At 62.6% G+C, this 9631-nt stretch carries 9 protein-coding genes, 2 tRNA genes and 2 pseudogenes; 4 read left to right on the forward strand and 9 right to left on the reverse strand.

Features of this window, described 5'->3' with window-relative positions:
* On the forward strand, nt 1-520 hold a 520-nt coding region (locus ACO6D5_RS28145), incomplete at its 5' end, for a MauE/DoxX family redox-associated membrane protein (RefSeq protein ID WP_485827213.1).
* Between the two features lie 74 nt (nt 521-594).
* On the opposite strand, the gene ACO6D5_RS28150 is transcribed toward ACO6D5_RS28145, so the two are convergent.
* Both ACO6D5_RS28150 and ACO6D5_RS28155 read right to left on the reverse strand, forming a co-directional pair.
* Complete coding sequence (locus ACO6D5_RS28150; protein WP_012614049.1) at nt 595-789, reverse strand: heavy-metal-associated domain-containing protein; 195 nt, start codon at nt 787-789, stop codon at nt 595-597.
* A 100-nt stretch (nt 790-889) separates the two neighbouring features.
* A pseudogene (locus ACO6D5_RS28155) lies at nt 890-1138 on the reverse strand (Lrp/AsnC ligand binding domain-containing protein); the annotation flags it as partial.
* On the opposite strand from ACO6D5_RS28155, the pseudogene ACO6D5_RS28160 reads away from it, so the two are divergent.
* Nucleotides 1134-1703: pseudogene (locus ACO6D5_RS28160) on the forward strand (4-hydroxyphenylpyruvate dioxygenase family protein); the annotation flags it as partial. The pseudogenes ACO6D5_RS28155 and ACO6D5_RS28160 overlap by 5 nt on opposite strands.
* Before the next feature lie 320 nt (nt 1704-2023).
* Nucleotides 2024-2917 carry a LysR family transcriptional regulator gene (locus ACO6D5_RS28165; protein WP_003821171.1) on the forward strand — a complete coding sequence of 298 codons (894 nt, stop codon included), beginning with the start codon at nt 2024-2026 and terminating at the stop codon, nt 2915-2917.
* Between the two features lie 26 nt (nt 2918-2943).
* On the opposite strand, the gene ACO6D5_RS28170 is transcribed toward ACO6D5_RS28165, so the two are convergent.
* On the reverse strand, nt 2944-3252 hold the full coding sequence (locus ACO6D5_RS28170; protein WP_021205759.1) for a helix-turn-helix domain-containing protein: 309 nt from the start codon (nt 3250-3252) through the stop codon (nt 2944-2946).
* 89 nt (nt 3253-3341) lie between these two features.
* Between ACO6D5_RS28170 and ACO6D5_RS28175 the strand changes: the two genes are divergently transcribed.
* Nucleotides 3342-3983 carry a substrate-binding domain-containing protein gene (locus ACO6D5_RS28175; protein WP_012614047.1) on the forward strand — a complete coding sequence of 214 codons (642 nt, stop codon included), beginning with the start codon at nt 3342-3344 and terminating at the stop codon, nt 3981-3983.
* Nucleotides 3984-4049: 66 nt separating this feature from the next.
* On the opposite strand, the gene ACO6D5_RS28180 is transcribed toward ACO6D5_RS28175, so the two are convergent.
* The 6 genes from ACO6D5_RS28180 to ACO6D5_RS28205 all read right to left on the reverse strand — a co-directional run bounded on the left by ACO6D5_RS28180 (nt 4050) and on the right by ACO6D5_RS28205 (nt 9462).
* The gene (locus tag ACO6D5_RS28180; RefSeq protein WP_012614046.1) at nt 4050-5993 is read right to left on the reverse strand and encodes a tyrosine-type recombinase/integrase; all 1944 of its coding nucleotides are present in this window, start codon (nt 5991-5993) and stop codon (nt 4050-4052) included.
* A 226-nt stretch (nt 5994-6219) separates the two neighbouring features.
* A tRNA-Gly gene (locus tag ACO6D5_RS28185) sits at nt 6220-6295 on the reverse strand.
* Nucleotides 6296-6517: 222 nt separating this feature from the next.
* A complete protein-coding gene (locus tag ACO6D5_RS28190) occupies nt 6518-7132 on the reverse strand; it encodes a hypothetical protein (RefSeq protein ID WP_485827214.1) in 615 nt (204 codons plus the stop codon).
* 87 nt (nt 7133-7219) lie between these two features.
* Nucleotides 7220-7295, reverse strand: a tRNA-Gly gene (locus tag ACO6D5_RS28195).
* 141 nt (nt 7296-7436) lie between these two features.
* Nucleotides 7437-8147 carry a hypothetical protein gene (locus ACO6D5_RS28200; protein ID WP_485827215.1) on the reverse strand — a complete coding sequence of 237 codons (711 nt, stop codon included), beginning with the start codon at nt 8145-8147 and terminating at the stop codon, nt 7437-7439.
* A gap of 133 nt (nt 8148-8280) precedes the next feature.
* Nucleotides 8281-9462 carry an ankyrin repeat domain-containing protein gene (locus ACO6D5_RS28205; RefSeq protein ID WP_485827216.1) on the reverse strand — a complete coding sequence of 394 codons (1182 nt, stop codon included), beginning with the start codon at nt 9460-9462 and terminating at the stop codon, nt 8281-8283.
* Between the last annotated feature and the right edge of the window lie 169 nt (nt 9463-9631).

Below are 9631 nucleotides of genomic sequence, written 5' to 3' on the forward strand. Positions count from 1 at the left end.
ACGACCTACGCAAATTCTTCGGCATGTCCGTGAAGGACAAGAACGCCGTGACCTAGACCCCTGTGATCGCGCTGTTCGCCACGGCGGCCGCAATGGCGCTGGCGGCGAGCTGGGCGGCCTTCGGCCAAGTCTAGAGCATTCAGGCGGCAGAGTGGTTCGTGGCCTTTGCCATGTGCCTCCTGGCGCTGCAGAAGCTCAAGGACGTGGACGGCTTCGCGACGACCTGCTGGCCAAGCGCTGGGTTCGGTATGCCTATTTCTACCCGTTCGCGGAGGCCATCGCAGGCGTCCAGATGGTCGCGGGCGTGGGGATGTGGGTGTCGATTCCGTTGGCGCTGTTCATCGGGACCGTCGGGGCCGTGTCGGTTTTCAAGGCGGTCTATGTCGATCGCCGGGAACTCAAGTGCGCCTGCGTGGGCGGGGACAGCAACGTGCCGCTGGGCTTCGTGTCCCTGACCGAGAACCTGATGATGGTGGCGATGGCCCTGTGGCCAAGGTCGGCCTACCTTGGGATGCACTGAGCGCCGCGCCAGGTACGGCGCAGCGCACGTGCTCGCATCGGCCGTCCTGTGTGCATGCCGGCCACGATGCGGTGTTACTGCGCGCGCGGCGGGAAGCCAGCTTCGCTCAGGGCCGCGGCGATCTGCTCTTGCGAGGCCGAGGTCTGGACCTCGACACGGCGGGTCGGCGGGTCCGTGACGATCTTGGCGTTGGGGTCGATCATTTGGATCGTTTTCGTCACAGTGCGGGCGCAGCCGCCGCAGGTCATGTCTTCGAGATGGAATTGCATGGAAAACTCCTTTCGGGTTGGGGTGTTTGAAGTGTGCTCCTTGCCACCGTTGGAAGGTCAATCGCTATTTGCATCCCCGCCACACCAACCGGCCGAATGCTCATAGGGGCAAGGCCGTGGTGCTCTTTACGCGATCCAGCACGAAGCTGGTCTTGCAGTCCTGCACGCTGGGGTGCTTGAGCAGCGTGTCGAGCACGAAGCGGGAGTAGTGAGCCATGTCCATGACGACCACCCGCAGCAGATAGTCCATGTCGCCGGTCAGCGCATGGCACTCCACAACCTCTGGCCAGTTCTGGACAGACGCGCGGAACACGTCCATGGGATTGCGCTTGTGCGAGTCGGAGTACTGGGCCGACTTCTACACGAAGTTCTTCAACTTCCAAGAGATCCGCTACTTCGACATCAACGGCGAGTACACCGGCCTAGCCTCCAAGGCGATGAGCGCGCCGGACGGCCTGATCCGCATCCCGCTGAACGAGGAAGCACGCCAGGGCGGCGGCCAGATTGAGGAATTCTTGATGCAGTTCAGCGGCGAGGGCATCCAGCACATCGCCCTGCTGTGCGACAACCTACTCGATGCGCTCGACCGCGTGCAGATGGCCGGTATCCCGCTGCTGACCGCCCCCAACGACATCTATTACGCAAACTTGGAAAAGCGCCTGCCCGGCCATGGCCAGCCCGTGCCCGAGTTGCAGGCGCGCGGCATTCTGCTCGACGGCACGACCGAAGGCGGCCAGCCCCGCCTGCTGCTGCAGATATTCTCCGAGCCGCTGCTTGGCCCGGTGTTCTTCGAGTTCATCGAGCGCAAGGGCAACTACCGCGAGGGCTTCGGCGAAGGAAACTTCGGTGCCTTGTTCGAGTCGATGGAACGCGACCAGATCAACCGTGGCTCGTTGGAAATCAACCCGGCCTGATTTGGGCCTTTCCATGAAGGCAGAGCGCCTTCAGTCCTACATCTCGCGAGCCCCTCTGTGGGCTCGCGCTACTTTGGCGTCAGTACTGCCTTAGCCGCTCAAGCATTGAGCGGGTTGGCTTCGGCGTCACGTTCCGAAACAGTTGCTACCGCCCTTGACTTGAGTTAATACATGAACATATGTATTCTTATTCAGATACACCGATGGCCTTTTTCCTCGCCCTGAAGAGGGACCCAGCACTACGTCGCCCCCTCTAAGCGCACTTCGGCAGCAATGCGCCGTGGCCAACCCAATGACCAGGATTGCTGAAGGACGTGCCCATGGAACTTCGTCATTTGCGCTGCTTCGTGGCTCTCGCCGAAGAGCTGCATTTCACCCGTGCTGCGGAGCGCTTGCACATCGAGCAGCCGCCGCTGTCCCGCACGATCAAGGAATTGGAAGACGAACTGGGGGTGCTGCTCTTTGACCGCGATCGGCGGGGAACGCGGTTGACGCCAGCGGGTACCACCTTCCTTCAGGACATTCGCCGGCTGTTCACCAACCTGGAGCAGGCACGAGAAAACGTCAGGGCGATCGCCGCAGGCCTAAGAGGCAGCGTGCGCATCGCCATCTCCGATGGCGCCATCGACCCGCGGCTGTCTGCACTTCTTGCCCTGTGCCGCCAGGAGGAGCCGGAGATCGAAATACGGCTCTCCGAGGTCACCCTGGCGGAACAGTTGCGGGGGCTGCGATCCGGCGACTTCGCGATCGGTTTCGCACACACTGCGGACGTCGGCGACGGACTGGTGACGGAGCCCATCTGGCAGGACCCGCTGGTGGTGACCTTGCCGATCCGGCACCCGTTGCTGGCCCACAAGGAAGTGTCGCTACGTGAACTCGTGAGTTACCCGCTGGTGATGTGCGATCCGCAGCTTTGCGAGGGCTACTGCCGCGAATTGACCCGGCTGCTACATCCCCTGGAGCGCGAGTCCACCATCGTTGAGCATGTCTCGTCGCTGGACATGATGCTCACGTTGGTCGGAGCTGGTTACGGCATCGGCTTCGCAACGGCGACCCGAATCGCGGTATGCCAACGTCCCGACGTGGTGATCCGGCCGTTGGCGCTCGATTCGGCCGTCATCATCACCTACCTGCTTCGGCCCGAAGGCGGTAGCGGACTATCCGTTCCCGTAGAGCGCTTCATCGAGCGTTTGCGTTCGCCAAAGAGCGATTAGCTACGGCGCCTGCGCCACACCCGGCGTCACGCATCGCCCTGAAGGTAGAGGTTGCGCTCCGTGGCCGTCATCAGTTCGGCCGAGCTGATCTTGAGAGCCAGGGAAATTTTTAGAATGAGAGCGAGTGTCGGCATGTGCTCGCCGCGCTCAATCTTGCCCATGTGCGAGCGCGCGATCCCCGCCAAGCCCGCGAACTCATCCTGAGCAATCCCCTGAGCCAGGCGAGCGGCTCGCACCGCTTGCCCGAACGCCAACGCCGGTGCGGACTCATAGGTGGTTACTCCGGCGGGCCGTCCAGGCCGAATAGTGCGCTTCTGCATTCGCAGAAGCGTCATGGAATCACTGATCTTTAACCACGTTAAAGATATCTCTTGAGTATGATGTCGGCTGCTCTTTTCGATCCCGTTGCCTCTTGGGGGCATCCATGCACAACGCCATCAGACCGTCCCCGAATTTCACACTCGCCATAGCGCCAGGTGTGCCGTCTTCACGGCTGTCGGCGCTGCTTGCACTGCAGCGAGCGCACGAGCCGGGTGTCGCGATCGCCGTGCGTGAAGTTTCGGATCAAGAGCTGGTAACGGGCCTGCATGAGGGCCGCTACGACGCGGGGCTATCTCTTAGCAGTGCGGGGGATCACCTGACGAGTAGCCGGAGGCTGTGGTGCGAAAGCATGGCCGTCGCGATACCACCGCGGTTCCGTTTGGTTGATCAGGCGAAGCTCACCATCTCCGATCTTCAGGACTATCCAATCTATCGCTGGCAGGCGGAGGCTTGTCCCTTGCTGGACGAGAGGTTGGCCTCCCTGATGCCAGTGGACCAAGAGAACATCCTGCCTGCAACTTCATTCGAGATGATGGCGCTGTGGGTTTCAGCCGGCTACGGCATCGGCGTATGCGCGCAATCGCGCATCGAGCGTGCCCATCAATGGGGGGTAAGCATGCGACCGCTCGCCGATGGCCCCTATGAGATCGTGACGTACCTCCAACGGCCCCACGCGCAAGCAGATTCTGCTGCCAAGCGTTTCGAGCGCAGGGCGCTGCAGATCGCCGAGGCAGGCGCCCTGTAGCAGGCACTCCTATAGGCCGGAGCCGTCTCATCCCGGCCATAGGTTGCAGCATGGGACTAGACCGGACTAGACCCCTTCAAGCACCGCTGCGCTGTCCACCAGTCGGCGGACGCTCTGCCGCACGTCCTCGGGGATGGGCCGCGGGGCAACGGCCTCGGGCACATCCGCATGGTGCTGGTAGTCGCCCATGAGAACCCGGATGATTGCGGGCACGTTCGTTGGCGTGACCGCATCAATGGCCGCACGATCACCCAGGTCGGGGTGAGGCTGGGTCAGCATGCGGTACAGGTCCCACGAATCGGCGTGCGGGCATTGGTTCATGAGCACTTGGGCCAGCTTGTGCTTGAGCGGCACCAGTTGCCAGTCGGGAACCCGCTGCCCCCGGTTGCCCAGGCTGATCGACAGCAGCTTGCCCGCCTTCAGCTCGCGGTTGATCTGGTCCTTGGACTTCCCGGCCAGCTTGCCGAACAGCGGGACCGGCAGATTGTTCGGCGACTCGTAGATGGCCAGCATTTCCTCGCGCTCGCGCTGGATCGCGGAGACTTCCGGCTCCGGGGCATGCACCGGAGGCGGCGGCACCTGCGACAGCCGCTGGAACATGATTCCGCCGCTGTTGGGGGTCACGACGATAGGCGTGGCCACCACGGGCGGCACGCCGGGGACAACAGGCTCAGCAGTCGTGGAGACCGCGCCCACCACTTCCTCCACTTCCGCCATTGCCGGCACCCCGTCGATACGGATGGTCAGATGCGCGCTCGCGGCTTCGACTTCACCCTGTTCGAGCAGGTCAAGACGGTCTGCCCAGTCCTGCATCATGCGACGCCGAGGCTCCACGTACTTGGCGTGGTTGTAGGCCGAACTCACCTTGTTGGGGTCGGAGTGCGAAAGCTGAGCGTCCACCCAAATCTTCGGGTATCCGATCTCGTTGAGCGCGGTCGAGATGGTGCCGCGGATGCCGTGGCCGGTCAGGCGCCCCTCGTAGCCCATGAGCTGCACGGCCTTGTTGAGGGTGTTCTCGCTGATGCGCTTCTTGAGTTCGCTGCGATGCGACAGCAGGTACTTCTGCGCTGGACGCATCACGCCCAGGAGATAGCGCACGATCTCGATGGCCTGCAGGGACAGGGGCACGATGTAGGGCGGCACGTCCTGCGGCCGCTTGCCGGCCTTGCGCATTTCGTCCTGGAGTTGCTTGACGACCTGCGGCGGGATGATCCACAAGCCGCGGTCGAGGTCGAATTGCTCAGGCTCGGCCAGGCGCAACTCGCCCGTGCGCACCCCCGTCAGGAACAGCAGCCGGACGCCAAGCTGGGTCTGCCAGCCCCGGGGGTTGTAGCGCCGGAGCTTCTGAAGGAACTCGGGCAGCTCGGGCAGGTGCAGATAGGGGTTGTGGGCCACCGGGGGCTTGGGCTCGGCCACCACGTCCAGGTCCGCGGCCGGATTGACTTCCAGCCCTTCGGCGATGACCAGGGCATAGCGGAACATCTGGTTGAACCAGGTGCGGACCTTCTCGGCGGTGGTGAACGCCTTGCGTTTCTCGATCGCCGCCACGACGCCCACGAGCTGGGGCCGTCGAATGTCGTAGATCGACATCTTCCCCAGGGTAGGCAGCACGTCCTTGTTGAAGATGCGCAGGATCTGCGAAAGCGTGCTCTGACGGCCTTCCTTGAGTTCCTTGCGGCGATGCTCGACCCAAGCATCGAAGACGTTCTTGAAGGTGTATTCGCCCGCCAGCTTGGCCGCGTGCCGGCGCTGGTCGCGTTCGATTTGGGGATCAATGCCCTTGGCGAGCAGAACCTGAGCCTTGTCCCGCTCGGCGCGGGCCTCGCGCAGACTGAGGGCGGGATAGCCACCCAGGGACATGCGCTTTTGCTTGCCCAGCCAGTAGTATCGGAAGATCCACGACTTGCCGCCTGCGGCAGAGACCATCAGGCCCAGGCAGTCGTTATCGGAGAGGGTGTAGCGCTTGCCGGTGGTTCTTGCCTGCCGGACTGTCAGATCAGAGAGTGCCATTTCGAGGCTCCTAAGTTATGACTTAGGCCTAATGCTCGTCATGGTTCCCGCTCAGCCCCAGCAACTATCCGGTAGCCGTCCCAACCGTATTCTTGTGCCTCAATTGGTCACTCAAAAACGGTAGCTGTGGGTGGATTTCCGTGGCGCTCGCTGGAATGGAAAAAGGGGCCGAAGCCCCTTTTTTCAATGACTTACAGACGTCAGTAGAAGTCTGTAGATCATAATTTGGAGCGGGAGACGAGTCTCGAACTCGCGACCTCAACCTTGGCAAGGTTGCGCTCTACCAACTGAGCTACTCCCGCTTTGTACTGCTGTATTGCTTGGTACTTAATGCTTGGTACCTATTTCAGTACCGCATTTTTCAGTACTGCATGCATTGCTGCATGTTTGGTGAAGGTCCGCAGAAGCTTTTTGCTTGCTCTCTGCTTGGTGGGTTGTTTGAAGTTATCTCTGAACCCGTCTCCACCAAAGACAGCAATTATACACGAAAATTTTGGCTTGTGTGGAAAAAGGGGCGGGCGGAATTAGTGTTTGTCGCCACGCTGCCATTGCTGATAGGCGTAGCGGGTCGCCGCAGATACCGATTCCAGCACTTTTTGATGGTTGACCTGATGCCGCAGCATCAATCGCGCATCGGCCACTGCGCGAGATTTGCAGAACCAATGGCAGCTGTGCTGCAGCAGATATAGCTCCGCCGAGAGCTGGAATGCGCGGGCTTTCGCGTCCAGGTGATCTTCGTTGTCCACGACGTGACGCAGGCCGGCTGCGTGGATGTGCAGCAGTTCACGAAAATCCCGGGTTGCCGCAGGAACAAAGCGTTCGATGTACGGCACGCAAAGCGAGAGCGTGGATAAGCGAGTGGCCTGCGGGCTTTCCTTTTGCATCGCGTTGGCCAGCGAGTTCGCCTGTGATGCCATGGCGCGTTCGGTCTGGGCAAACGTTTCCAGCACCTGCAGCTGGCGCGATTCGGTTTCTTCGCGAATGGCGCGGGAGTAGCCTTGCGTCAGCGTTTCCATGTGACGCTCAAGCTGCAAGCCGCCCAAATGCCGCCCCAGCAAGGCGATGCGCGCGCGCTGGTAGCGCACGCGCAGCACTTGCCATGCCAAGGCCACCATCAGCAGGATTAATACGCTGTCCATCGCCTATGTCCTCGTTGCTAAATCCGCTATTGCTAAACCCGCACACAAAGCAAAAGGCCCAGACCGAAGTCTGGGCCTTTTTGAATGTGGAGCGGGAGACGAGTCTCGAACTCGCGACCTCAACCTTGGCAAGGTTGCGCTCTACCAACTGAGCTACTCCCGCATTTTCCCGCGCTGAAAACATCTGGATTTGTGCAACCCGAAACGTTGTTCTTTGCAAGAGAGGCGGAAGTATACAGAAATTTTAAAAGTTTGCACGCGGGTGATGGGGGCGGGCCCGGATTCCATGATTGGGACCGTGCCCTCAATCGCTTATTTCACCGATGACGCGGTGCGCGCGCAGTTGCTTTTGCGTGTCCAGATAGCACAGCATCACGCTGTTTTCCAGGCACGCGATCGTGGCCGCGCTGGCCAGTTCGGGCGACAGGCTGCTCAGATCGAATGCAATGCTCGCGGCAGGGCCCGCCTTGCGGCGTATCTGCGAGAGGATCCGGTCAAGCCGCAGGGTCAGCTGGCGGATGTCCCCGGTATTGGGCAGGGGGCGCGCATGCAGCGTGATGCCGGCGGCGGCGCACGCGGCTTCCAGCGGCGTCAGGTCGTCGGCTTGCCGGTACAGCGCGTGCAGCGTGGGGCCTCGCGCGCCATACGGGAGGTCGCGCAACGTCTGGTCGCCGGCCGCAAGCGTGATCAGGTGGTCCGGTTTCGGAGAAGCGACCGGTGGGCTCATGCGGTAAAGGACGCGCCGTTTGAGGTGATGCACGGTCATCATCGATGATACGAACATCAGCAGCAACGCCAACAGCAAGGGCATCAGCCAGATCATCAGGCTGGGGCGGTCCGTGAACGGGTGCAGGTAGTTTTCAACCGCGGCCGGATAGAAGTAGCGCAGCACGGGCTTGAACATGAGCCCTTCGTTCAGCGCATCGGTGACCCAGCTGATCAGTACGACGGAGCCGATCGCGTAGCTGGCGGTTTTCAAGCGGTGCAGCAACACCGCGCGGCTGATTCCCATCATGGCGCAGGCCTCCTTGGGGGATTGGCCGAGGGTGCGTCACGCGCGGCCGGGAAGACCATCGATTATGCCCAGCGGCGCGAGGGTTGTGCCCCGGCTCGCGCCCGAGTCTGCCGAAGGTTTGATATCCGGCAACTCAGGGAGGAACGCAATCGGTCCGGCGCTTGGGAAACACTGGCTCGTCCGGGCCGGCCAGCAGCTCGGCCAGGCGCGTTCGCGCCGCAGGCGGCAAGCGGGCTGGGTCCGCGCCCGCGTCGATCAGTTGGGCCGCGACCGGCTTTCTGCCAATGCGCACGGCCTCCTCAAGCGCGGAGTCGCCGTTGCGAGGCCGGGCGTCCAGATCCGCGCCATGCGCGCGCAGCAGGCGCAGGAACTCGGTTGCGCGCGGCGATTGCGTATCGCGCATGAAATCGGACAACGCGGCGATGGGGGCGGTGCCGGGGTAGGGATCGGGGCCGTGGACGATGGCGTCTACCGGCAAGCCCTGCGTGTCGATGAGCCATCGGCCGACTGTCGTCGCGGCGCCGCTTGCGGCCGCCACGAGCAGGGTGTCGTTCTGGTCCAGGGTCTTGCCGCGCAAGGTCAGCGGCACGCCGTTGGCGGCAAGCGTCTTCACGGTGTCCAGGCGGTCGAGCGTCGCCGCCGTCCACATGGCCTCGCGCCGCGCCGCCATGTCGCTTGCGGGCAGCAGCAGTGCCACGAGCGCGTCGTCGCGCTGCGCGACCGCGACGCTCAAGGCGGAAAGCGCCGGCAGGTACCGGCCTTCGCAGGTGTGCAGGTCCATGGAGGGCGCGGTCAGGCTGGCGCTGACGGTCGCGCCTTGCGCGATCAGATGGCCGGCCACTTGATGGGCGCGTGCCATTGTCGCGTGCATCAGCAGGCCCTGGTCGGTGATTCCTTCGCGGCATGCCGTGCCGCAGGATTGCCGCGCCAAGGTCAGGGCGGCGACGTCGTCGCTACGCACCGCGTTCCAGACGGCGCCGCGTTGCTGGAGGCTGCGGCGGTCCTGCCAGTTGTCCCAGACGGCCTTGCATGCGATGGCGGCAAAGGCGATGGTGGGCAGGACTTGGATGATCAGCGCGATCCGCAGCCACCGCAAGCGCGCGCCCAGCCGCCAGGCCAGCAGATTGCAGAGGAACGAAACGGCGTTGCCCAGGCCCAGCCCCATCAACCCCAGCGCCAAAGCCAGGTTAGGGAACAGGCCGCCCGAGGAGTTCGTGGCGAGGCCGGCAATGCCCGCGATAACGCCCGCGGCCAGGGATAGGCCGGACAACACGGCAAGCAATGGATTGAAAGCGGGGGTACGGGAGTGCGGCATGCCCGGCAATGTACCGCGATGCGCGGCATGTTTGCGGATCGAGCGGGCATGAAAAAAGGGCCCGCAGGCCCTTTTTAATGATTCGCAGAATTTTCAGAAAACGCTGCGAATCTGAATTTGGAGCGGGAGACGAGTCTCGAACTCGCGACCTCAACCTTGGCAAGGTTGC

Source organism: Achromobacter sp. (assembly GCF_057314935.1).

Coding starts and splice junctions, on each gene's coding strand:
- ACO6D5_RS28175 (WP_012614047.1), top strand. CDS start 3,342: ATGCACAACGCCATCAGACCGTCCCCGAATTTCACACTCGCCATAGCG.
- ACO6D5_RS28200 (WP_485827215.1), bottom strand. CDS start 8,147: ATGATGGGAATCAGCCGCGCGGTGTTGCTGCACCGCTTGAAAACCGCC.
- ACO6D5_RS28205 (WP_485827216.1), bottom strand. CDS start 9,462: ATGCCGCACTCCCGTACCCCCGCTTTCAATCCATTGCTTGCCGTGTTG.
- ACO6D5_RS28170 (WP_021205759.1), bottom strand. CDS start 3,252: ATGACGCTTCTGCGAATGCAGAAGCGCACTATTCGGCCTGGACGGCCC.
- ACO6D5_RS28190 (WP_485827214.1), bottom strand. CDS start 7,132: ATGGACAGCGTATTAATCCTGCTGATGGTGGCCTTGGCATGGCAAGTG.
- ACO6D5_RS28180 (WP_012614046.1), bottom strand. CDS start 5,993: ATGGCACTCTCTGATCTGACAGTCCGGCAGGCAAGAACCACCGGCAAG.
- ACO6D5_RS28165 (WP_003821171.1), top strand. CDS start 2,024: ATGGAACTTCGTCATTTGCGCTGCTTCGTGGCTCTCGCCGAAGAGCTG.
- ACO6D5_RS28150 (WP_012614049.1), bottom strand. CDS start 789: ATGCAATTCCATCTCGAAGACATGACCTGCGGCGGCTGCGCCCGCACT.